Here is a 21,935-nt window from a genome sequence, read left to right on the forward strand (position 1 = left end):
GCCCCCGTTGGACCGGGCATGAAGCGCACCCGTACCGCCGCTCTCTCCCTCGCTGCCGCCACGGCGGCCGCCCTCGCACCCGCCCTCGGACAGGCCGCCACCGCCGCGGAGGGCACGTACCTCCAGGACCCGGCCGGCGGCGACAAGTCGATGAAGTCGATGTGGACCAAGGACGAGATGCACAAGGTCGAGGCGCAGGTGCGCTTCCACCCCGGCATCCTCTACAAGACGGTCACGCGGCCCGGCCACCCGTCCGCCCCGGACTACGAGCGCCGGGTCGGCGACCCGAAGACGCTGGTCTGGCAGCCCTCGTTCGACTTCGGCTGGGCGGTGTCGGACTCGACGGTGGTGAAGAAGGCCGTGACGGTCAAGGAGGGCCGGCACCCGATCGTGGTGCACGCGGTCCTGCGCTCCGCGGACGGGGCCAAGGCCGTCGAGGTGCACAAGGAGCTGACGGACCAGCCGGCGACCGGGCGCGCCAAGGTGCCGGGCAACAAGCGGATCGCCTGCGACACGGGTGAGTACACGGTGGAGTGGTCCGTCACGCGCAAGGGCTACGGGACGCTCAGGGGCTCGATGCCCTGGAACGCGAGCTGCGAGAACCACCGCACGGCGTTCTCCGCGGAGAACGGCGGGGGCCACGGGGGCTGACGGCGGCCCACGGCGACCGACGGCGACGACGGCCGTTTCGGCAGCGGGGAGGAGTGGTGAGAGGGGAGGCCTGCCGTCCCGCGCACCTTGTGGGTGCGCCGCGGGCGGCCGGCCGCGGCCTTGGATCAAGGGCCGTAGCAGCCATTCTGTCGCACCGGGTGGGCGGCGACAGGGGCGAAAGTCCCTTTCGCAGAGGGACGTTGGGCAGGGGACGCGCCCGTACGGAGGGCGCAGGCGTCAGTGCTTCTTCTTCTCGGCCTCGTTGGCCTTGGAGGCGATGTCCTCCAGGACGGCCTTCGGGTCGCCGTTCGGTTCCACGGCGCGGCCGATGTTGCGCTTGATGGTGTCGCTGACCGTCACCCAGGTCGGGTCGTTGACGGGGTAGAGCTGGGCGCCGCGCAGGGCGGTCAGGAACTGCTGGTCGTTGCCGTCGACGCCGCCGCCCGCGGGGGTGCGGGTGGCCGTGAGGGTCGAGGGCAGCAGGTGGTAGCGGCCGGCGAACTCCTTCAGGTTCTTGTCCTGGTAGATGAACTCCAGGAACTTGCCGATCTGCGTCCGCTTGCCGTTCTGCTTGAACGCCATCATCCAGTCGGCCACGCCCACGGTCGGCGGGGTCTCCCCGGCGCCGAGCGTGTCCGAGACCGGCATGGTCACGGCGCCGACTCCGATGCCCTTCGCGCGCGCCTCGTGCAGGAGCGAGGGGTAGCCGTTGACCATGCCGACCTCGCCGCGCAGGAACGCCGCGAAGGCGTCGGCGCGGTTGAGCTGGGACGGCGGGACCGGGCCGGTCAGCCCCGGGGCGACCAGGGAGTTCTTGATCCAGGTGAAGGTCGCGATGTTCTGGTCGGAGGCCAGGTTGTAGTTGCCGCTGCTGTCCGCGTAGCCGCCGCCGTTGCTGAGCTCCCAGATCATCGCCTCGGCGTGCGCCTCCTCCGGGCCCAGCGGCACCGCGACCGGCGTCGGGACGCCGGCGCCCTTGAGCTTCTTGGCGGCGGCCTGGAGGTCGCTCCAGCTCTTGGGCTGCCAGCCGCCCGCGGCGCCGCGGCTGATGACGCCGGCGTCGGCGAGGAGCTTCTCGTTGTAGAAGAGCAGGCGGCTGCTCGCCACCCACGGCAGGCCGTAGAGCGTGTTGCCGACCGAGCCGGCCTCGACGAGCGGCTGGAGGAAGTTCGCCTCGGTGCTCACCGAGAGGAGCTCGTCCGCGGAATACAGCTTTCCCTGGGCCGCGAAGTCGGAGTACGAACCCATGAGCGCGATGTCGGGTGCGTTTCCGGCCTTCACCATGCGGGAGACCTCGCGGTCGATGTCCGCCCACGGCAGGAGTTGGACCTGGACCTTGATGTCCGGGTTGGCCTTCGTGAAATCGGCCGACACCCTGTCCCAGAAAGCCTTGGAACTGGCGGCCTGGCTGTCACCGTATTCCGCGGCCACCAGACGCAGGGTGCCGCTGTCGCTCGCGCCTCCGTCGGAACCGCATCCGGCCAGCGGGATCAGCAGTCCGAGCACAGCCGCGGCCGCGGTCGTGCCGAAGATTCTTCGTTGCACGGGTGTAGTCCCCTGAATTTCTTTCGATTCCCGTCACTGCTTATGAGTCACTCCGGGCCGGGGTGTCCGTCCATGGCCCGTTGGCCGGAATTCTCTCCTGTGCGAGGGCGGTTGGTTCCATTGGGGCGGAACTTGTGGTGATTGCTCCAACCGGTGCTTTTCCGGCTGGTGTTTTCCGATATGTGATCGACAATTCTGACGCGCGTAGACATACCGAAAAGCCCGTTTCCGGCGGATGCGGGCCGGGAAACGGGCTGAGGGGGTGGTTCAGGTCAGGACGCGGGTCAGGGTCAGGGTCAGAGTCAGGGCCTGTCCTGGTCGGCGAACTCGCCCGCGTACGGATCCGGGTCGCCGGTCTCGGGGTTGCGGCCCTCCTGCCAGCGGCGCTGGGCCTTGCGCCAGTGCACGAAGCTGAGCCGGCCGCCGTCCCAGAAGGTGAGCCCGACGGGGCTCACGTCGAACTCGTCCGAGCACAGCCGCAGCAGGAACTCCGCCATGCCGTACGGGTACACGGCGAAGGCGTCGGCGGTGTGCCGGCCGATGACCAGGACCGGCCAGCGGTCCGGGTCGGGGTCCGAGGCCAGCCAGCACAGGATGTCCGCGCCGCCGGTCACGCCCCACGCGATGATCGACTCGGGGTCGGCGTCGAAGGCGGCGCGGCCGCCCTGAGAGGCCCACAGCTGGCGGGCGTTGTCGGTCTCCTCGGCCATCTCGGCCGGATCCCACTGGAGTCCGGGCTTGGGCAGCGGCAGCAGGATGCTCGCCTCGCCGTTGATGGAGCCCGCGCCGAAACGGCCCATGAACGCGACGTAGTCCGCGGGGAACCGGGTGTTCCAGACGGCCTCGGCCGCCTGCCAGTCGATGTCCTCGTCGGCGCCGTGCGTTGCGGGCATGAGCTGCTCCAACTGCTCCAGCGCCGCCACCCGCGTGTACTCCGTCATGCCGCCGCCCGCTCCCCTGACACCACCCCAGCCCAACCGCACCAACCTATCGCCGGGGGCGCGTGCCGCCTAGCGCGAGGTGAGACGGTTCGGGCTGCCGTCCGGGGGGTCCAGGCAGAGGGTGAGCGCGGTGCCGGTGCGCAGGCCCCAGGCGGCCATGGCTCCGGCCTCCGCCTCCAGGACGTGGCGGGCGCGCAGGCGGGGCCGGCCCAGGCGGTTCGGGGGCATCGTGGTCACGGCGATGACGCGGAGGGCGCGGTCGAGATGGGCGACGTCTATGGGGAAGCGCATGCCGAAGGTGTGGACGGAGGTGGCCGGGGTGAGGAGCAGGGCTCCGGTGAGGCCGGGGCGGCCCAGGAGGCCGCGGGTGCGGGCCCGATAGGAGGCGGCCACCTCGAGGGGGACCGCGGGGCCCTCGCCGCCGCCCGCCTGCAGCGTCCCTGTGCCGTCCCGCCACCGTCGTCGCATGCGCGCCACCCTAGGGCTGCGCCGGCGGGAGCGGAGCGGTTCCGGCCACCGGGCCGCTGTCGGCTGCCGCGCCGTGGGCGCCGGCGATGCCCTGCGGGGCAACGGCAGACGGCAGCGGCGCGGCCGGGTGGGCGGGCGTTGGGTCCGGGGGCCCGTGCCCGGTGGGAGCCGGGTGTTTACATTCGGGCGATGGGTTGGGTGCTGATCGTTCTCGCCGGGGGGTACGGGGCCGTGGCCGGGATGGCGGTGCCGCGGGTCGTCCACCGGCTCTCCGTCGGGGCGGGCGAGCCGTGGCGGGGCGGGTGTCCGCAGGGGCATCCCGTGGCGGGGTGGTGGGGCGCCGCCCGGTGTACGGGGGGCGGGGACGGGCCGGGCCACTGGTACGGGCCCCGCACCGGCCGCACCGTCCTGGCGGGCGCCGCCGTCTGCGCGGCCCTCGCCGCCGCCGTGGGGGCGCGGCCCGAGGCCGCGGTGTTCGTCGGGCTCGCGCCCGTGCTCGTCGTCCTCGCGCTCGTCGATCTGGCCGTGCACCGGCTGCCGGACGTGCTGACCCTCCCCCTGGCCGCCGCCACCGCCCTCGGGCTCGGCGCGGCCGCCCTCGCCCCCGGGGCCGGCGGCTCCTGGCGGCTCGCGCTGCTCGGCGGCGGCGCGCTCGGCGGCGCGTACCTGCTGCTGTTCCTGATCAACCCCGCCGGCCTCGGCTTCGGCGACGTCAAGCTGGCGCTCGCGCTGGGGGTCGCTCTTGGGTGGTACGGGTGGGGGGTATGGGCCCTCGGGGCCTTCGCGGGCTTCCTCTACGGGGCCCTGTACGGCCTCGGCCTGGTGCTTCAGGGCCCGGCAGGGCGGAAGCAGGCGTTCCCCTTCGGCCCCTTCATGGCGACCGGAGCCCTCACCGGATTGCTGCTGGGCGGTTTCGGAGCGTAATCATTCCGCGCTGATGCACGCATCACGCTTTACGAAGGGTTATGGTGGAACCCCCCCCTCGGGCCGGTCCGTATCCCCCCCACGGACCGGCCCGTTTTCCTTTTCCCCCGTTCCCCCCTCACCCCCGCAGCAAAAACGCAGGTCAGCCGCGCTGCCCGCGCTGCGCCCAGAGGTTGGTGCCCGGGGTCGACACGGCGAAGGAGTCGATCTCCTTCAGCTCCTCCTCCGACAGCGGCGCACCCGCCAGCGCGGCCACGTTCTCCTCCAGCTGCTTCACGCTCGACGCGCCGATCAGCGCCGACGTCATCCGCTCGTCCCGCAGTACCCACGTCAGCGCCAGCTGCGCCAGCGACTGCCCGCGCCGCGCAGCGATCTCGTTCAGGCCGGTCAGGCGGCGCAGCACCTCGTCGGAGAGCAGCTCGGGGTTGAGGGACTTGCCCTGGGAGGCCCGGGAGCCCTCGGGAATGCCGCGGAGGTACTTCCCGGTCAGCAGGCCCTGCGCGAGCGGCGCGAAGGAGATGCAGCCCATGCCGGCCTCCTCCAGGGTGTCGAGCAGCCCGTCCTCCTCCGTCCAGCGGTTGATCATGGAGTACGAGGGCTGGTGGATCAGCGGCCGCACGCCCATCTCGCGCAGGATCTGCGCCGCCTCGGCGGACTGCTCCGCGGTGTACGAGGAGATGCCGACGTAGAGCGCCTTGCCCTGCTGCACCGCGGACGCCAGGGCGCCCATCGTCTCCTCGAGCGGGGTCTCGGGGTCGAAGCGGTGCGAGTAGAAGATGTCGACGTAGTCCAGCCCCATCCGCTTCAGGGAGGCGTCGAGCGAGCTCATCAGGTACTTGCGGCTGCCCCACTCGCCGTACGGGCCGGGGTGCATCAGGTAGCCGGCCTTGCTGGAGATGATCAGCTCGTCGCGGTACGGGGCGAAGTCCTGCGCGAGCAGCTTGCCGAAGTTCAGCTCGGCCGAGCCGGGCGGCGGGCCGTAGTTGTTCGCCAGGTCGAAGTGGGTCACGCCGAGGTCGAAGGCGCGGCGCAGGATCGCCCGCTGGGTCTCCAGGGACTTGTCGTCGCCGAAGTTGTGCCAGAGGCCCAGGGAGATCGCGGGGAGCTTGAGGCCGCTGCGGCCCGTGCGGCGGTACTCCATGGAGTCGTAACGTGCGGGCTCTGCCCGATAGGGATTGTTATCAGTCACGATGTCCTCCCTATCACGGACTTGTGACAGACCGAGTTGGGTACCCGATCCCGCCGCGCAGTAATGTGGCGCCCTCGGGGGAGGGACCGCATTTCGCACGGGGGCATTGCACGGAGGGGCTGGAAGATCGTGAAGCTGCGCGACCTGGTGTACAAGCTCTATGCACGCCGGGTGGAAGGCCGCCTCGACCATGCTGCGTCGCCCAAGCACATCGGTGTGATCCTGGACGGCAACAGGCGCTGGGCGAAGGCGTCCGGAGGCACCACCGAACAGGGCCACCAGGCCGGTGCCGACAAGATCTCCGAGATGCTGGGCTGGTGCACCGAGACGGACGTCGAGGTGGTCACCCTGTGGATGCTGTCCACGGACAACCTGGACCGGCCGGAGGACGAGCTCCGCCCGCTGCTCAACATCATCGAGAACACCGTCCGCGGCCTCGCCGCCGACGGCCGCTGGCGCGTCCACCACGTGGGCAACCTCGACATCCTGCCGGCGCAGACCCAGACGGTGCTCAAGGAGGCCGAGCAGGCCACCCACGACATCAAGGGAATACTGGTCAACGTCGCCGTGGGCTACGGCGGCCGCCAGGAGATCGCCGACGCGGTCCGCTCCCTGCTGCTGGAGCACGCCGAGAAGGGCACCTCCTTCGAGGAGCTCGCCGAGATCCTCGACATCGACCACATCGCCGAGCACCTCTACACGCGCGGCCAGCCCGACCCGGACCTGGTGATCCGCACCAGCGGCGAGCAGCGCCTGTCCGGATTCATGCTGTGGCAGAGCGCGCACTCCGAGTACTACTTCTGCGAGGTGTTCTGGCCGGCCTTCCGCAAGGTCGACTTCCTGCGGGCGCTGCGCGACTACGCCGCCCGCCACCGGCGCTACGGGACCTGAGGCCGCGCGGGGGCGTCGGAGGGCGTCGGAGGGCACCGGCGTTTCTGACGCCTCCTCGGTCGGCCTCCCTGCGGCGCCCCTTCGGAGGGCTCCTCGTCCCACTCGTCACCCCCGGCACACCCTTCACCGCCGCAAGCCCTTCACCTGGGCTTCACCGAGCGTCCGTCATATGCCATGGCATGGCCGTGCCTGATCGGGGAATACCCCTTTCAGGTCGATGCCCGATCCACGGGTGTCGAGTCTCAGCGGGCGGCATGGGGCCGTCCGCCCGGGAGGCCCTTTGCACCAGGACGCACGTGCGGTTCGCACGGACGGAGTGGGAGGGCCGGAATCGGCCCCTGCAGGGGTGCCGATGACCGGTCCGGTCTTCATGGCCCGACCTCTTCCGAGGGGGTACGTCCTTCCGTGGTGACCAGCACAAAGCGCCGCCTGCCCGACAGGCGGACCTACGTCCTCGACACCAGCGTCCTGCTGGCAGACCCCAACGCGATCACCCGCTTCGACGAGCACGAGGTCGTGCTCCCGATCGTGGTGATCACCGAGCTGGAGGCCAAGCGCCACCATCCCGAGCTCGGCTACTTCGCCCGCCAGGCCCTGCGCCTGCTGGACGACTTCCGGGTCCGCAACGGCCGACTCGACGCCCCCATCCCGGTGGGCGACCTGGGCGGCAGCCTGCGTGTCGAGCTCAACCACTCCGACCCCGGCGTCCTGCCGGCGGGCTTCCGGCTGGGGGACAACGACTCGCGGATCCTCGCGGTCGCCCGCAACCTCCAGGCCGAGGGCTACGACGTCACGGTCGTCTCGAAGGATCTCCCGCTGCGCATCAAGGCCTCCTCCGTGGGGCTGCTCGCCGAGGAGTACCGCGCCGAGCTCGCGATCACCGACGCCGGCTGGACCGGCATGAGCGAGCTCGCCCTCTCCGGCGAGCAGGTCGACCTCCTCTACTCCGAGGAGCGGCTGTACGTGCCGGAGGCCTCCGAACTGCCCGTGCACACCGGGCTCGTCCTGCAGTCCGAGCGCGGCAAGGCGCTGGGCCGCGTCACCTCCGACGGCAGCGTGCGCCTCGTACGGGGCGACCGCGAGGCCTTCGGGCTGCACGGCCGCAGCGCCGAGCAGCGCATCGCGCTGGACCTGCTGCTCGACCCGGAGGTCGGCATCATCTCCATGGGCGGCCGGGCCGGCACCGGCAAGTCGGCGCTGGCGCTGTGCGCCGGCCTGGAGGCGGTGCTGGAGCGCCGCCAGCACCAGAAGGTGATGGTCTTCCGGCCGCTGTACGCGGTGGGCGGGCAGGAGCTCGGATACCTGCCCGGCGACCAGTCGGAGAAGATGAGCCCCTGGGCGCAGGCGGTCTTCGACACCCTCTCGTCCGTGGCCGGGCGGGAGGTCATCGAGGAGGTGCTGAACCGCGGGATGCTGGAGGTCCTGCCGCTCACGCACATCCGCGGCCGCTCGCTGCACGACGCGTTCGTGATCGTCGACGAGGCGCAGTCCCTGGAGCGCAATGTCCTTCTGACCGTTCTGTCCCGAGTCGGGGCGAATTCGAGGGTCGTTCTGACCCACGATGTCGCCCAGCGGGACAACCTGCGGGTCGGCCGGTACGACGGAGTCGTCGCCGTCATCGAGAAGCTGAAGGGGCATCCGCTGTTCGCCCACGTGACGCTGACGCGTTCCGAGCGCTCCCCGATCGCCGCCCTGGTCACGGAGATGCTGGAGACCCTGTAGTCGCAAGCAGGACCAAAACGCCCATAGCGGGATGGTGAGTTGGCGCCGCCCGGCAAAGGCCCGAGAGCCTAGCCGGGCGGCGCCGTGCTGCACAGGTCTTTGGCCGAACCAACCGCGACATGCCAGGTGTGACCTTTCCCACGCAACGCAGAATTGCCTTGCGGTGTCGGGGTCCGGCAGAGTCTGTTTTCCGTCAGGCCCCGCATACGGCACACCTGTACCTCCCGTTGGATCCTTGGGAAGTACAAGCAGCACCACAACTCCACAGTCGTTCGCCGTATGCCGCCCGAGCACCACGCGGCAGTCCCCGCAAGGGGGTTGCCCACGGGCCAGCGCCTCCAGTGACCGCAGCTCAACGGAGGCCAGTGTCGAGGGGCACTCTTGCGCCCGCCCGGTCACTGCGGACGCTGCTGGAAGGACATCGTGTGAGCCGGATCTCGGTCCGGGGATTTGCAGTGGCCTCGGCCACCGCGGTCACCACCGTCGGCGCAGTCGTGGGTGTTGCCGCAGGCGACCCCTCCTCGAACGATCTCGAGACCACCGCGTCCGGGGCGACCCTCCTCACTGACATTCCGGTCGGCGAGCAGGCCCAGGTCCAGAGCGCGTCCCTGACGCAGCAGGCCGACGCCATCGCCGAGGGCGCCGACACCGACGCCCGCCGCTCGGCCGAGGAGGCCGCGCGCGTCCAGGCCGCCGAAGACGCCAAGGCCAAGAAGGCCGAAGCGCAGAAGGCGGCGGACGAGAAGGCGAAGAAGGAGCGCGAGGAGAAGGAGCAGATCGCGAGCCGCTCCGCGACCCGCGACGCCTCCGACTTCGCGGTCCAGGGCTCCTACACGGTCGCGCAGGTGAAGGACATCGCCCGCCAGATCGTCCCGTCCGGGCAGTTCCAGTGCTTCTCGAACATCGTGAACGAGGAGTCCACCTGGAACTACAAGGCCGTCAACTCGTCCTCGGGCGCGTACGGTCTGGTCCAGGCGCTCCCGGGCTCGAAGATGTCCTCGGTCGCCTCCGACTGGCGCACCAACCCGGCCACGCAGATCCAGTGGGGCCTGAACTACATGAACGACCGCTACGGCAGCCCGTGCGGCGCCTGGAGCTTCCACCAGGCCAACGGCTGGTACTAGAAGCCGGCGGCCCGTACCGCTCAACCCCGGGGAGCCCCGCACCGTCCTACGGTGCGGGGCTCCTCGCGTGTACGGTCTGTCGAGGCGTGTCCACGGGCGGGGGGAAAGGATCGAGATGGGGAAGACCGCAGGCTGGCTCGGCCGGCTCGGGAGCAAACTGAGCCGGATGGAGGCCAGGCTCGCCGCACGGCGTGCCGTGGTCGAGGCCGAGACCGCCGGCGTCGGCCCGGCCCCCACGGTCCCACCCGTCCCGCCGGCCGCCCCCGTACCGCCGACCCCGGCGCCCGGGACCGCCGCCGCGGTGCCCGGCCACCCGCACGCGCAGCACCCCGGCCTGCCCGAGCGGCCGCACCCGGCCAGCGTGGTCCCGTGGGGCATGCGGGTCGCCGCCGAGGTCAGCTGGCGGCTGCTGATGCTCGCCGGGATGCTCTGGGTGCTGATGAAGGTGATCAGCGAAGTCCGCTTGGTCGTCCTCGCCTTCGCCGCGGCCCTGCTGGTGACCGCGCTGCTCCAGCCCTTCGTGGTCCGGCTGCGCCGGCTCGGCCTGCCGCGCGGCCTCGCGACCGCCGTGACCGCGGTCCTCGGCTTCGTCGTCATCGGACTGGTCGGCTGGTTCGTGGTCTGGCAGGTCATGGAGAACCTCGACGACCTCTCCGCCCGCGTCCGCGACGGCATCAACGAGCTCAAGCTCTGGGCACTGGACAGTCCGTTCCACGTGACCGAGAAGCAGATCAACGACATCGCGAAGAACCTCACCGAGACCATCGGCACCAACACCGAGCAGATCACCTCCGCCGGCCTCCAGGGCGTCACCGTCCTCGTCGAGGTGCTCACCGGCATGCTGCTGGCGATGTTCTCGACGCTGTTCCTGCTCTACGACGGCGCGCGCATCTGGGGCTGGGTGCTGGGCCTGGTCCCGGCCGCGGCCCGCCCGGGCGTCGCCGGCGCCGGTCCGCGCGCCTGGCGGACGCTGACCGCGTACGTGCGCGGCACCGTCCTCGTCGCGCTCATCGACGCCATCTTCATCGGACTGGGCCTGTACTTCCTCAAGGTGCCGATGGCGGTGCCGCTGGCCGTCTTCATCTTCCTGTTCGCCTTCATCCCGCTGGTCGGCGCGGTGGTCTCCGGGGCCCTGGCCGTGGTCGTCGCCCTGGTGACCCAGGGGCCGTGGACCGCGCTGCTGGTGCTGGGCGTGGTGCTGGCCGTGCAGCAGATCGAGGGCCACGTGCTGCAGCCGTTCATCCTGGGCCGGGCGGTGCGGGTCCACCCGCTCGCGGTGGTGCTGGCGGTGGCCGCGGGCGGGATGGTCGCGGGCATCGGCGGGGCCGTGGTCGCCGTCCCGCTGGTCGCCGTCACCAACACCGTCGTCGGCTACCTGAAGGCGTACTCGCGCGACCAGCTCCTGCACGGGGCCACCCCGATCGGACCGGGCCCGCACGGGGCGACCGCGATCGAGCAGGCCGCCCGGGAGGCCGGCAGTGATCAGCGAGCCTGAGCTGGCGGGGGAGTGGGACGGGGACCGGCCGCAGGAGCCGGCGCGTCCCGACCGGCCGGAGGCCGCCGTACCGGGGCAGCGCGCCCCGTGGCTGTGGGGGCTCGCCGGGGTGGTGCTGGCCTCGGCGGTGTGGACGACCGTACCGGCATTACAGGAACGTTCCTCTGCCGCGCCGCGCATCGAGTACCGGCACACCGAGAACCTGTGCAAGGACGGGCGGCTGAACACGCTCCTGAAGGTGACCGCGCCCGCCATGAGCGACCACCCGACCCACCGGGAGAGCCCGGCCCTGGACTGGTCGCACTGCGAGTACTTCACCGAGTGGGGCGAGGGGGGCACCTCGTACCAGATGCAGACGATGGTCGAGCTGCACAAGAAGACCGACCCGCAGGCCGAGTTCGGGACCGGGCCGGGCAGCTTCATGGACGCGCTCCAGGCGCCCGCCGACGTGGCGCAGGTGCCCGGGCTGGGGGAGAAGGCGCTGATGACCGGCCACTTCGCGGGCGGCGGGCCGCGGCTCCAGGTGCTCGACGGCGGCGCGGTGTTCACGCTGTCGGTGGGCTGGCTCGGGGACACCGACGGGGCCGCGCAGCCGGACGAGGACGCGGTCAAGACCGCGATGATCGAGGACATGCGGGTCCTGATGGGCCGGCTGCGCAAGTAGGCGGGGGCGGCCGTCGGGCAGCCGACCACGGGCGAGGGCCCCGCTGCCGGGAACGGCGGAGGGGCCCTCGTCGTCGTGCGCGTACGGGGCGTGCCCGTACGGGGCGGTGCTACTCGGAGGCGAGGGCGTCCTCGGCGTCGAGGGTCACCGCGACGGCCTGGATCACCGAGGCGATCTTGAAGGCCTCCTGGACCGTCTCGCGGTCGACGCCGGCCTTGCGCAGGACCTGCTCGTGCGAGTCGAGGCACTGGCCGCAGCCGTTGATCGCGGAGACCGCGAGCGACCACAGCTCGAAGTCGACCTTCTCCACGCCCGGGTTGCCGATGACGTTCATCCGCAGTCCGGCCCGCAGCGTGCCGTACTCCGGGTCGGAGAGCAGGTGGCGGGTGCGGTAGAAGACGTTGTTCATCGCCATGACGGCGGCCGCGGACTTGGCGGCCGTGTACGCCTCGGGCGACAGGGCGGCCTTCGCCTCCGGCTCCAGCTCACGCAGGACGCGTCCGGAGCGGGCGGCGATCGCGCAGGACAGGACCGTGCCCCACAGCTGCTGCTGCGAGAGGGTGTTCTGGTTGCCGATGACCGAGCCGAGGTTCAGCTTCAGGTCCTTGGCGAAGTCCGGTATCGCGGACTTGAGGGAGTCGAGGGACATCCGTCACTCACCGGCCAGCAGGGCGCCGGCGTCCAGGGTGTCCTCGCCCTTGTTCCAGTTGCAGGGGCACAGCTCGTCCGTCTGCAGGGCGTCGAGGACCCGCAGGACCTCCTTGGGGTTACGGCCGACGGAGCCGGCGGTCACCATCGAGAACTGGATCTCGTTGTTCTGGTCGACGATGAAGACGGCGCGCTGCGCGAAGCCGTCCTCGCCCTGCACGCCGCAGGCCTGCATCAGCTCGTGCTTGGAGTCGGCCAGCATCGGGAAGGGCAGGTCACGCAGGTCGGCGTGGTCCTTGCGCCAGGCGTGGTGGACGAACTCCGAGTCGCCGGAGACACCGAGGACCTGGGCGTCGCGGTCGGCGAACTCCTCGTTCAGCTTGCCGAAGGCGGCGATCTCGGTCGGGCAGACGAAGGTGAAGTCCTTCGGCCAGAAGAACACCACGCGCCACTTGCCCTCGTAGGTCTTGTGGTCGATCTGCGCGAACTCCTTGCCGGCCTCGAGCGAGACGCAGGCGGTCAGATCGTACGTGGGGAACTTGTCACCGACAGTGAGCACGTGCTCTCCTTGCGGACAGGAAACTGCCCCTTTTGGGCAGTTTCCATGAGGGTTGGACGGATCTCACATGCTGACACAGCTGCATTGATTGCGGAAATAGCTAGTCTTGTGGCGGGTGATCGGAGGTACCTATCAGTGGCTGTCGGTAATAGGGGAGCGAAGCAGGCGACGCTGGCGCAGCTGCGCGCGTTCGCGGCAGTCGCCGAGCACCTGCACTTCCGGGACGCGGCCGCCGCGATCGGAATGAGCCAGCCCGCGCTCTCCGGGGCCGTCTCCGCGCTGGAGGAGGCCCTCGGCGTACAGCTGCTGGAGCGCACCACCCGCAAGGTGCTGCTCTCCCCGGCGGGCGAGCGGATCGCCGGCCGGGCCCGGGCCGTGCTCGACTCCATGGGCGCCCTGCTGGAGGAGGCCGAGGCGGTCCGCGCCCCCTTCACCGGCATCCTGCGGCTCGGCGTGATCCCCACGGTCGCCCCGTACCTGCTGCCGACCGTCCTCGGCCTCTTCCACCGGCGCTACCCGGGCATGGACCTCCAGGTCCACGAGGAGCAGACGTCCTCGCTGCTGGACGGGCTGGCCGCCGGCCGGCTCGACCTGCTGCTGCTCGCGGTGCCGCTCGGCGTGCCCGGGGTCACCGAACTCCCCGTGTTCGACGAGGACTTCGTCCTGCTCGCCCCCCGCGACCATCCGCTCGCCGGGCGCCGGGACGTCCCGCTCGAGGAACTGCGCGGACTGCAGCTGCTGTTGCTCGACGAAGGGCACTGCCTGCGCGACCAGGCGCTGGACATCTGCCGCGAGGCGGGGCGCACCGACGGGGCCGACGTCACCACGACCGCCGCCGGGCTGTCGACCCTCGTACAGCTGGTCGCAGGGGGACTGGGCGTCACCCTGTTGCCGCGCACCGCGCTGCGCCTGGAGACCGCCCGCAACGAGTACCTGGCCACCGGGTACTTCGCCGAGCCGGCGCCCTCCCGGCGGATCGCCCTCGCCATGCGGACGGGCACCGCCCGGCAGGAGGAGTTCCGGGCCATCGCCGGCGCCCTGCGCGAGGCGGTGCGCCCGCTCCCGGTGTGGCCCGCCGAGTAGGTCGGGCCACCGGGAACGGGCGCGTCCTTGCAGGCCTGCGCGTCCCTGGGCCATTCGTAGGGACTCTGGGCCCGCGCGCGGCGGCTCGGCGCCCGGCTGCGGGGCGGCTGGCAGGTTGAGGGGGATCGGCCCAGCTTTTCGAAAGGCGCGCCATGCACGCACCCCCCACCGGGACCACCGGTACGCCCGCGCTCCCACCCCAGCAGTCCGGTACGCCGGCCCGCGCGGCCGCACAGGCCGCGGCGGCCGGGCCGCGCGCCCGGCGCCCCGCACCGCCGTGGTGGATGTGGGCGGTGGTCAGCGGGCTCTTCCTCGTCCACGCCACGCTGTCGCTGCGCCTGCACGAGCGGCTGGACTCGAACGCCTTCGACCTGGGCATCTTCGAGCAGGGCGTCCGCTCCTACGCGGAGGGCCACCTGCCCGTCTCCGAGGTCAAGGGGCCGGACTTCCCCCTCCTCGGCGACCACTTCTCCCCGGTCCTGGCCCTGCTGGCGCCCTTCTACCTGGCCTGGCCCTCGCCGCGGACCCTGCTCGTCGCGCAGGCGGCGCTGGTCGCGGTGAGCCCGCTGCCGCTGATGCGGTGGGCGCACAGGGCGCTGGGAACCGTCGCGGCCCTGGTGATCGGGGTGTGCTACGGGCTCTCGTGGGGGATCGCGAGCGCGACCGGCTTCGACTTCCACGAGTGGGTCTTCGCCGTCCCGCTGCTGACGTGCTCGCTGTGCGCCCTGGGCCAGGGGCGGCTGCGCTCCGCCGTGCTGTGGGCGCTGCCCATGCTGCTGGTGAAGGAGGACATGGGGAGCACCGTGGCCGTGATCGCCCTGCTGGCCGCCTGGCGCGCCGGCCCGGGCCGGCGGCGGTGGCTCGGGATCGCCGTGGCCGCGGGCAGCGTGGTGTGGATGCTGCTGACGCTGCTGGTGGTGCTGCCGGCGTTCAACCCGGCCGGCAACTACGCCTACACCGGTGATCTGGGCGGCTTCCCGCCCGGCGCGGGCGGCGGCATCGGCCATGTGCTCGAGAAGGTCACGATCGGCCTCGTCACCCCCGAGACCAAGGTGGCGACCACGGTGATGGTGCTGGCGCCGACCCTGTTCCTGGCGCTGCGCTCGCCGCTCGTGCTCGTGGCCGTTCCCACCGTGCTGTGGCGGGGGCTCTCGGAGGACTCGTCCCACTGGGGGACCGGCTACCACTACTCGCTCACGCTGATGCCGATCGTCTTCGCGGCCTTCCTCGACGCCCTCCTGCGGCGCGGCACCACCCCCGCCGGGCTGCGCCGCTACCTGGCGGGCGCGGCCGGCGTGTGCCTGATGCTGCTGCCGGCGTACAAGCTGGGGGAGTTGCTCAAGCCGGAGTTCTGGAAGACCGATCCTCGGGTCGCGGTGGCGCAGCGCGTGCTGGCCCGGATCCCGGACGGCGCCACGGTCCAGGCCTCGAACCAGCTCGTGCCGCACCTGTCCGACCGCACGAGCGTCAGCATGTTCGGCTGGGCCGCCAGCCGGCCCGATCCGCAGTGGATCGTGGTCGACACCGGCGTGCCCGCGGAGCTGCACTGGCCGCTCAACCCCCTGCAGGAGTGGGTCGCCCTCTCCGACCGGCGGGCCGCGGGCTACCGGACGGTGACCGAGGAGGGCGGCTTCGTCCTGCTGACCCGGACCCGCTGACCCGCAGCGGTTTCAGGACCCGGGAGTGGAGCGGGGCCGGCCGCGCGGCGGGATGGGGGCGGCCCCGCCCGGGAGCCGGCCGGCCTCGGACAGGGCCCGGCGCAGCAGGAACTCGATCTGGGCGTTCGCGCTGCGCAGTTCCTCCCCCGCCCAGCGGGCGAGGGCGTCGTACACCTGTGGGTCCAGCCGGAGCAGGACCTGCTTGCGTGCCTGCCGGCCCGCCGCGCGCGCCGCCCGCTCCCGCGGTGCGCGCTGCGGGCCCTCGGACTCCTCGGCGCCGGTCCCGGCGTCGGCGGGGCTCACTGGTAGAGGGTCCCGGTGTTGACGACGGGCTGGGCCGCGCGGTCGCCGCACAGGACGACCATCAGGTTCGAGACCATGGCGGCCTTGCGCTCCGGGTCCAGATCCACGATGTCCTCCTCCGTCAGCCGGTTCAGGGCCAGTTCGACCATGCCCACCGCGCCCTCGACGATCTGCTTGCGGGCCGCCACGACCGCACCGGCCTGCTGGCGCTGGAGCATCGCGGAGGCGATCTCCGGAGCGTACGCGAGATGCGTGAAGCGGGACTCGATGATCCGCACGCCGGCGGCTTCCACCCGCGCCTGCAGTTCGAGGGCGAGCTTCTCGGTGATCTCCTCGGCGTCGCCGCGCAGGGACAGGCCGCCCTCCTCGTGCGCGTCGTACGGGTACTCGATCGCGATGTGCCGGACCGCGGCCTCGGTCTGGGTCTCGACGAACTCGGTGAAGTCCTCCACCTCGAAGGAGGCCCGGGCGGTGTCCTCCACCCGCCACACCACGACCGCCGCCAGCTCGATCGGGTTGCCGTAGGCGTCGTTGACCTTCAACACCGCCGTCTCGTGGTTGCGCACGCGGGTGGAGATCTTCGTGCGGGAGGTCAGCGGGTTGACCCAGCGCAGCCCGTCGGTGCGGACCGTGCCGCGGTAGCGGCCGAAGAGCTGCACGACGCGGGCCTCGCCCGGCGCCACCATGTTCAGCCCGCTCATCGCCAGCACCGAGAAGGGGATCAGGAGGATGCCGGGGAGGATCAGCGACACCTGTGCGGCCGCGCCGACCGCGGTGGTGCCGACGGCTATGAGGGCCGCCCCGGCGACGGCCCCCGCCAGGCCGAGCAGCAGGGCCAGGCCGCCCCCGACGCTGCGCGCCGGGAACTCCCGTACGCCGGTCGACGTGTCTGCCGCATTTGCCATCTTCTGCCCCCGTTCCGGTCGGCGCCCGCCAGTCGAGCGCCTAGCAAAGTGATATCACTTTTCGCTGGGACCGCAACCCTAAGGGCTCGATGTGCGTCGGTTCCCTTGATGTGGGTGCTGATTCTCACGTCCGAATTGACCGGTATTGGCCTTGGTTGGCCAACCTTTGCCACATCCTGCGGTGTTAGCTTTCTGAGCTGACGTCGGGGGGGAAACCGAGCGGAGCGGGAGCGATGGGCCGAGCAGAAGCGCGTAAAGCGCAGCAGCAGCGCAGCGCGCGGCGGGCGCCGCGCGGGCGCGCGACGGGGAAGGGGCGCGCGGGCAAGCGGACCGGCATACGCCGCTTCTTCACCTGGAAGACGATCCTCGGGACGCTCTTCGGGATGTTCCTGCTCGGCATGGCCGCCCTCGTGGGTCTGTACTTCTACGTGGACCCGCCGGACCCGAACGCCGAAGCGATCCAGCAGAGCAACGTCTACAAGTACGCCGACGGCTCGATCATGGCCCGCGACGGCAAGATGAACCGTGAGATCGTCACGATCGACAAGGTTCCGAAGGAAGTCCAGACGGCCTTCATCGCCATCGAGAACAAGTCGTTCTACAAGGACCGCGGCGTCGACTTCCTCGGTGTCGCCCGCGGCCTGGTCAAGACGGCCACCGGCCAGGGCAAGGCCGGCGGTTCGACGATCACCCAGCAGTACGTCAAGAACTTCTACCTGACGCAGGACCAGACCCCCACGCGCAAGCTCAAGGAGCTGGTGATCTCCCTCAAGGTCGACCAGCGCATGGAGAAGGACGAGATCCTCGCGGGTTACCTCAACACCAGCTACTTCGGCCGCGGCGCGTACGGCATCCAGGCCGCCTCGCAGGCGTACTACGGCGTCGACTCCGAGAAGCTGACGCTGGAACAGGGCGCCTACCTCGCAGCCCTCCTGCAGGCCCCCAGCGACTACGACTGGGCGACCGCGGGCCCGAACGGCAAGCGGCTCGCCATGATCCGCTTCAACGGCGTCCTCGACAACATGGTCGAGATGGGCGAGCTCGACAAGGCCAAGCGCGACACCCTGAAGTTCCAGGAGCCCATCAAGCCCAAGGCCGCCCCCGGCCTGGAGGGCCAGAAGGGCTACCTGAAGCAGGCCGCCGACGCCGAGCTGCGCCGCCAGACCGGCATGAAGTCGGCCGAACTCCAGGCCGGCGGCTGGGAGATCACCCTCAACATCGACCCGAAGAAGCAGAAGGCGCTGGAGCAGGCCGTCCAGGACGAGCTGGAGTCCCAGCTCAAGCGCAACGACCGGCCCGTCGACGCGAGCGTGCAGGCGGGCGCCACCTCCGTCGACCCCAAGACCGGCGCGATCGTCGCCATGTACGGCGGTACCGGCCTGTCCGACCACTGGGCGAGCAACGCCCTGCGCACGGACTTCCAGCCGGGCTCGACCTTCAAGCCGGTCGTGCTGGCCTCCGCGCTGGAGAACGGATCGAAGACGCAGGACGGCAAGCCGATCACGCCGAACACGCTCTACGACGGCACCAGCAAGCGCCCCGTCGTCGGCAGCAAGATCCCGTTCAACCCGCAGAACCAGGACAACCGCAACTTCGGCGACCCGATGATCACGGTCCAGGAGGCCACCGACTTCTCGGTGAACTCCGTCTACGCCCAGATGATCGTCGACGTGAAGCCGCCGAACGCCAAGAAGACGGCCCTCCAGCTCGGCATGAAGGACCGCGACGGCTGGCCCGAGGACAAGCCGGCCATGTCGCTCGGCACCATGAGCGCCAACACCGTCGAGATGGCCGGTGTCTACGCCACCTTCGACGCCCACGGCAAGAAGATCACCCCCTCGATCATCAAGAGCGCCGAGCACCACGAGCGCGAGTTCAAGCCCGTCGAGGCCGTCGGCGGCCAGGCCATAAGCCGGGAGACCGCCGACACCGTCACCAAGGTCCTCACCGGCGTGGTCAACGACGACGGCGGCTCCGGCAACAAGGTCAAGAGCTCCGCCTACGAGGCCGCCGGCAAGACCGGCACCACCGAGTCCAACGTGGCCGGCTGGTTCACCGGCTACACCCCCGAGCTCGTCACCGTCGTGGCGATCTTCGGTGAGGAGCCCGGCACCGCCAAGCAGGTCACCCTGACCGGTACCGCCGGCGGTGGACGAGCCGGTGGTTCCACCTTCCCCGCCAGCATCTGGAAGGCGTACACGCTGGCCGCGCTCAAGGGCGTCAAGACCGGCGAGTTCGACCTCTCCGAGGCCAACATGGGCCCGACGATGGCCCCGCCGCGCACCGCCTCCCCGTCGAGCTCCGCGAGCCAGACCAGCCCGTCGCCGAGCGGCAGCCAGATCTCGCCCAGCCCGGACCCGAGCAAGGTCTCGCCGAGCCCGGACCCGAGCAAGAGCTCCGGCAAGCCCGACCCGACCAAGAGCCCGAAGCCCGACCCGTCCAAGTCGCCGAGCCCGCAGTTCCCGCCGCCGTTCAACCCGTAGGCCGGCCGGAGCAGGAAACGACACCGCCGCCCCGCAGCATCCGTGCTGCGGGGCGGCGGTGTCTTTCGGTGTCTTTCCGTGTCTTTCGGTCTTCCGTCTTCTGCCTTCTTCCGGGTCAGCGCCGGTCGTGGGACGGCGGCAGCGACAGCTCGAACCAGACGACCTTGCCGCTGCTCAGCCGGGTCGCGCCCCAGCGGCGGGCCATCCGGTTGACCAGGAACAGCCCGCGGCCGCCCTCGTCGGTCTCCCGGGCCCGGCGCTGCCGCGGCAGCTGCGGGGAGTCGTCGCCGACCTCGCAGCGCAGGACGTCCGTCCGCAGCAGGCGCAGGGTGACCGGCCGCTCCGCGTACCGCACGGCGTTGGTGACCACCTCGCTGACCAGCAGCTCCACCGAGTCCTCGAGCTCCTCCAGGCCCCAGCGGGTCAGCGCCCGCCGGGCGAAGCGGCGGGCCCGCCCGGGCGCCGTCTCCTCCGGGTCGAGGAACCAGTACGCCACGTCGCTGGGCGCGATCCCGTCGAAGCGGGCCGCGAGCAGCGCGATGTCGTCGTCCCGGTCACCCGGGCCCAGCATGTCGAGCACGTCGTCGCACAGGGCCTCCAGCGGCGGCGGGTGGTCCAGGCCGGTCAGCTGGGCGGTGGTGGCCAGCCGCTCGCGGAGCTGCTCGATGCCGGTCCACACGTCGCGCAGCCGCGACTCCACCAGGCCGTCGGTGTACAGCAGCAGCGTCGCCCCGGCCGGGGCGTCCAGCTCCACGGCCTCGAAGTCCACGCCGCCGACGCCGATGGGCGCGCCCGGCGGCACCCGCAGCACCTCGGCGCGGCCGCCCAGGTGCAGCAGTACCGGCGGCGGGTGGCCGGCGTTGGCGATGGTGATCCGGTGCGAGACGGGGTCGTAGACCGCGTACAGGCAGGTGGCCATGCGGTCGGAGCCCAGGCGCTGCGCCTGCTCGTCCAGGTGGTGCAGGACCTCGGCCGGCGGCAGGTCCAGCTGGGCCAGCGTCTGCGCGGTCGTGCGCAGCTGGCCCATGATGGCCGCGGAGGTCATGGAGTGGCCCATGACGTCGCCGACGACCAGGGCGACCCGGCTGCCGGGCAGGGGTATGGCGTCGTACCAGTCGCCGCCGACCCGGGCCGTCTCGGCGGCCGGAAGGTAGCGGGAGGCCAGCCGGACGCCGGTGGGCTGCGGGAGGCTGTCGGGGAGCATGGTGCGCTGGAGCTCGTCGGCGATGTACGCCTCGCGGCCGTACAGGACGGCCTTGTCGATGCCGAGCGCGGTGTGGGTGGCCAGCTGGGCGGCGACCAGCAGGTCGTTCTGCTCGAACGCGGGCCGCTCGGGGCTGCGCAGGAACACCGCCGCGCCGATCACGCGCCGGCGGCCGCGCAGCGGCGCGAGGATGGCCCGCCGGCCGCGCGGCAGCGGGTGCCCGTCGCCCAGCAGCTCCGGCAGCGCGTCCTGTGCCCCCGCGGCGGAGCCGAACACGGGCCGTACGCCGCGCAGCACCTCGGCGAGCGCCCCGCCGGGCAGGATCTCGCACAGCTCGGCCGCGGGCAGGTCGCCCTGGGGGCCGACCATCGGCAGCTGGCTGAAGTCGAGTTCGCCGGCGCCCCCCGCGGCACCGGCGGCCTCCGCCCCGGTCAGGTCGTCGATCGGCCGGAGCCGGTCGGTGCGGCGCAGCCTTAAAACGACCGGGCCGACGGGGCGTTCGTCGCCCACCGGCAGGGGGTCGCGCAGGTAGACGAGGATCGCGTCCGAGAAGGTCGGCACGGTGGCCCGGCACAGGCCGAGCACGATCTCGTCGAGGTCGATGCCGCGGGCGATGCGGCGGGTCGCCGCGCCGACGAAGCGCAGCCGGTCGCCCTCCCGGCGCGCGGCCGCCGCTCCCTCGCCGGCGCCGCCGGCCGCGGGTGCGCCGCCGCCCTCGGCCCCGGGCGCCGCGTCCTGGGCGTACTCCTCACCGTCGTCTACCGGCCCCGCGGCCGGACCGCCGTCGTCCGTCGTGCCGGCGGCGGCTGTGGAGTCGGCGGTGGCCCCGGCGGCGACGGCTGCGGCATCCGGTGCGGCCTCGGGTGCGGCATCGGCAGTGCCTGCCGTGGCTGCGGCCGTGGTGGTCCCGTCGACGGCGTCCTCAGGGGCGCCACGGCCCTCGTGGGTCCGGCCCGCGGGCAGCTCCGCGCCCCTGCCGGAGCCGCCGGAGGCGGTGCGGTGGCCGGCGCGGCGGGGGCGGCCCGTGGAGGCCGCGTTGCGGGCCGCCTCGGTGTCGCGCCCGCGGGCGGTGCGGCCGCGCCGGGGGCCGTCCTCCCGGTCCGCGGGGGCCGATTCGGTGCGGGGGCGCGGGAGCTCCGGGCCGGGGCCGCCGTCCGCGTGCGCGCGCGGCGGCTCCTCGCCGGACGAGGCCGTGCCGCGGACCGCCTCGGCGGCCGGCAGGGGAGCCTTCCCGTGGCCCAGTTCCTCCGCGCAGCGGCCGGAGGCACCGGTGGCACCGGTCTTCCCGTGGCCCCGCTCGCGCGCGTCGCCGCCGGAGGCAGCGGGCAGCCCGGGGCCGCCGTGGGCCGGTGTCGCGGCGGCCGCGGCAGGCTGCGGGCCCTCCTGCGAGGTGGGGTACTCCGTCACGCGTGGCATTCCGTCCGTTTGCGCTCGATGTGCGCTGCACTCAACTCGGTTCAGTCGCGGTATACCCGCTC

At 71.9% G+C, this 21,935-nt stretch carries 19 protein-coding genes; 10 read left to right on the plus strand and 9 right to left on the minus strand.

Annotated elements, in window-relative coordinates; all coding sequences use genetic code 11:
- The first annotated feature begins 18 nt into the window (after positions 1 to 18).
- Positions 19 to 651 carry a hypothetical protein gene (locus tag ABZ924_RS00815; protein ID WP_361901849.1) on the plus strand — a complete coding sequence of 211 codons (633 nt, stop codon included), beginning with the start codon at positions 19 to 21 and terminating at the stop codon, positions 649 to 651.
- A gap of 237 nt (positions 652 to 888) precedes the next feature.
- On the opposite strand, the gene ABZ924_RS00820 is transcribed toward ABZ924_RS00815, so the two are convergent.
- The 3 genes from ABZ924_RS00820 to ABZ924_RS00830 form a co-directional block, all read right to left on the minus strand.
- Complete coding sequence (locus ABZ924_RS00820) at positions 889 to 2,196, minus strand: extracellular solute-binding protein (protein WP_361901852.1); 1,308 nt, start codon at positions 2,194 to 2,196, stop codon at positions 889 to 891.
- 302 nt (positions 2,197 to 2,498) lie between these two features.
- Positions 2,499 to 3,137 carry an SMI1/KNR4 family protein gene (locus tag ABZ924_RS00825; protein WP_361901855.1) on the minus strand — a complete coding sequence of 213 codons (639 nt, stop codon included), beginning with the start codon at positions 3,135 to 3,137 and terminating at the stop codon, positions 2,499 to 2,501.
- A 69-nt stretch (positions 3,138 to 3,206) separates the two neighbouring features.
- Positions 3,207 to 3,605: a DUF192 domain-containing protein gene (locus ABZ924_RS00830; RefSeq protein WP_361901858.1), complete on the minus strand. Its 399-nt coding sequence runs from the start codon at positions 3,603 to 3,605 to the stop codon at positions 3,207 to 3,209.
- A 189-nt stretch (positions 3,606 to 3,794) separates the two neighbouring features.
- Here ABZ924_RS00830 and ABZ924_RS00835 point away from each other — a divergent pair, with 189 nt between their 5' ends.
- Positions 3,795 to 4,529 carry an A24 family peptidase gene (locus ABZ924_RS00835; RefSeq protein ID WP_361901861.1) on the plus strand — a complete coding sequence of 245 codons (735 nt, stop codon included), beginning with the start codon at positions 3,795 to 3,797 and terminating at the stop codon, positions 4,527 to 4,529.
- 142 nt (positions 4,530 to 4,671) lie between these two features.
- On the opposite strand, the gene mgrA is transcribed toward ABZ924_RS00835, so the two are convergent.
- Positions 4,672 to 5,718 carry an L-glyceraldehyde 3-phosphate reductase gene (gene mgrA, locus ABZ924_RS00840; protein ID WP_361901864.1) on the minus strand — a complete coding sequence of 349 codons (1,047 nt, stop codon included), beginning with the start codon at positions 5,716 to 5,718 and terminating at the stop codon, positions 4,672 to 4,674.
- A 129-nt stretch (positions 5,719 to 5,847) separates the two neighbouring features.
- On the opposite strand from mgrA, the gene ABZ924_RS00845 reads away from it, so the two are divergent.
- From ABZ924_RS00845 to ABZ924_RS00865, 5 genes are all read left to right on the plus strand, one after another.
- On the plus strand, positions 5,848 to 6,609 hold the full coding sequence (locus ABZ924_RS00845; protein WP_361901867.1) for an isoprenyl transferase: 762 nt from the start codon (positions 5,848 to 5,850) through the stop codon (positions 6,607 to 6,609).
- A gap of 405 nt (positions 6,610 to 7,014) precedes the next feature.
- A complete protein-coding gene (locus tag ABZ924_RS00850; protein WP_361901870.1) occupies positions 7,015 to 8,331 on the plus strand; it encodes a PhoH family protein in 1,317 nt (438 codons plus the stop codon).
- A 407-nt stretch (positions 8,332 to 8,738) separates the two neighbouring features.
- Entirely contained in the window at positions 8,739 to 9,455 is a 717-nt protein-coding gene (locus ABZ924_RS00855) for a transglycosylase SLT domain-containing protein (protein WP_361902358.1), read from the plus strand.
- 115 nt (positions 9,456 to 9,570) lie between these two features.
- Positions 9,571 to 10,950: an AI-2E family transporter gene (locus ABZ924_RS00860; RefSeq protein ID WP_361901872.1), complete on the plus strand. Its 1,380-nt coding sequence runs from the start codon at positions 9,571 to 9,573 to the stop codon at positions 10,948 to 10,950.
- Positions 10,934 to 11,614 (plus strand): hypothetical protein, encoded by a 681-nt coding sequence (locus ABZ924_RS00865; RefSeq protein WP_361901875.1) that lies wholly within the window; start codon positions 10,934 to 10,936, stop codon positions 11,612 to 11,614. Before ABZ924_RS00860 ends, ABZ924_RS00865 begins: the two co-directional genes overlap by 17 nt.
- 109 nt (positions 11,615 to 11,723) lie before the next feature.
- On the opposite strand, the gene ABZ924_RS00870 is transcribed toward ABZ924_RS00865, so the two are convergent.
- Complete coding sequence (locus ABZ924_RS00870) at positions 11,724 to 12,263, minus strand: alkyl hydroperoxide reductase (protein WP_361901878.1); 540 nt, start codon at positions 12,261 to 12,263, stop codon at positions 11,724 to 11,726.
- 3 nt (positions 12,264 to 12,266) lie between these two features.
- Positions 12,267 to 12,821 carry a peroxiredoxin gene (locus ABZ924_RS00875; RefSeq protein ID WP_361901881.1) on the minus strand — a complete coding sequence of 185 codons (555 nt, stop codon included), beginning with the start codon at positions 12,819 to 12,821 and terminating at the stop codon, positions 12,267 to 12,269.
- Between the two features lie 135 nt (positions 12,822 to 12,956).
- Here ABZ924_RS00875 and ABZ924_RS00880 point away from each other — a divergent pair, with 135 nt between their 5' ends.
- A complete protein-coding gene (locus ABZ924_RS00880; RefSeq protein WP_361901884.1) occupies positions 12,957 to 13,904 on the plus strand; it encodes a hydrogen peroxide-inducible genes activator in 948 nt (315 codons plus the stop codon).
- A 152-nt stretch (positions 13,905 to 14,056) separates the two neighbouring features.
- The gene (locus ABZ924_RS00885; RefSeq protein ID WP_361901887.1) at positions 14,057 to 15,562 is read left to right on the plus strand and encodes a DUF2079 domain-containing protein; all 1,506 of its coding nucleotides are present in this window, start codon (positions 14,057 to 14,059) and stop codon (positions 15,560 to 15,562) included.
- Positions 15,563 to 15,574: 12 nt separating this feature from the next.
- On the opposite strand, the gene ABZ924_RS00890 is transcribed toward ABZ924_RS00885, so the two are convergent.
- Complete coding sequence (locus tag ABZ924_RS00890) at positions 15,575 to 15,916, minus strand: AT hook motif protein (protein ID WP_361901890.1); 342 nt, start codon at positions 15,914 to 15,916, stop codon at positions 15,575 to 15,577.
- Positions 15,862 to 16,770 carry an SPFH domain-containing protein gene (locus ABZ924_RS00895; protein WP_361901893.1) on the minus strand — a complete coding sequence of 303 codons (909 nt, stop codon included), beginning with the start codon at positions 16,768 to 16,770 and terminating at the stop codon, positions 15,862 to 15,864. Before ABZ924_RS00895 ends, ABZ924_RS00890 begins: the two co-directional genes overlap by 55 nt.
- Positions 16,771 to 17,003: 233 nt before the next feature.
- On the opposite strand from ABZ924_RS00895, the gene ABZ924_RS00900 reads away from it, so the two are divergent.
- Entirely contained in the window at positions 17,004 to 19,253 is a 2,250-nt protein-coding gene (locus ABZ924_RS00900; RefSeq protein ID WP_361901896.1) for a transglycosylase domain-containing protein, read from the plus strand.
- 115 nt (positions 19,254 to 19,368) lie between these two features.
- Here ABZ924_RS00900 and ABZ924_RS00905 read toward each other — a convergent pair whose 3' ends face one another.
- Complete coding sequence (locus ABZ924_RS00905; RefSeq protein WP_361902360.1) at positions 19,369 to 21,420, minus strand: SpoIIE family protein phosphatase; 2,052 nt, start codon at positions 21,418 to 21,420, stop codon at positions 19,369 to 19,371.
- Between the last annotated feature and the right edge of the window lie 515 nt (positions 21,421 to 21,935).

This window comes from Streptomyces sp. NPDC046876 (genome assembly GCF_040645035.1).
In the GTDB taxonomy this organism is placed as follows: domain Bacteria; phylum Actinomycetota; class Actinomycetes; order Streptomycetales; family Streptomycetaceae; genus Streptomyces.

Excerpts from the sequence above, each read along its gene's own strand:
- ABZ924_RS00860 (WP_361901872.1), top strand. The coding sequence starts at position 9,571 with ATGGGGAAGACCGCAGGCTGGCTCGGCCGGCTCGGGAGCAAACTGAGC.
- ABZ924_RS00835 (WP_361901861.1), top strand. The coding sequence starts at position 3,795 with ATGGGTTGGGTGCTGATCGTTCTCGCCGGGGGGTACGGGGCCGTGGCC.
- ABZ924_RS00900 (WP_361901896.1), top strand. The coding sequence starts at position 17,004 with ATGGGCCGAGCAGAAGCGCGTAAAGCGCAGCAGCAGCGCAGCGCGCGG.
- ABZ924_RS00885 (WP_361901887.1), top strand. The coding sequence starts at position 14,057 with ATGCACGCACCCCCCACCGGGACCACCGGTACGCCCGCGCTCCCACCC.
- ABZ924_RS00825 (WP_361901855.1), bottom strand. The coding sequence starts at position 3,137 with ATGACGGAGTACACGCGGGTGGCGGCGCTGGAGCAGTTGGAGCAGCTC.
- ABZ924_RS00830 (WP_361901858.1), bottom strand. The coding sequence starts at position 3,605 with ATGCGACGACGGTGGCGGGACGGCACAGGGACGCTGCAGGCGGGCGGC.
- ABZ924_RS00870 (WP_361901878.1), bottom strand. The coding sequence starts at position 12,263 with ATGTCCCTCGACTCCCTCAAGTCCGCGATACCGGACTTCGCCAAGGAC.
- ABZ924_RS00895 (WP_361901893.1), bottom strand. The coding sequence starts at position 16,770 with ATGGCAAATGCGGCAGACACGTCGACCGGCGTACGGGAGTTCCCGGCG.
- ABZ924_RS00815 (WP_361901849.1), top strand. The coding sequence starts at position 19 with ATGAAGCGCACCCGTACCGCCGCTCTCTCCCTCGCTGCCGCCACGGCG.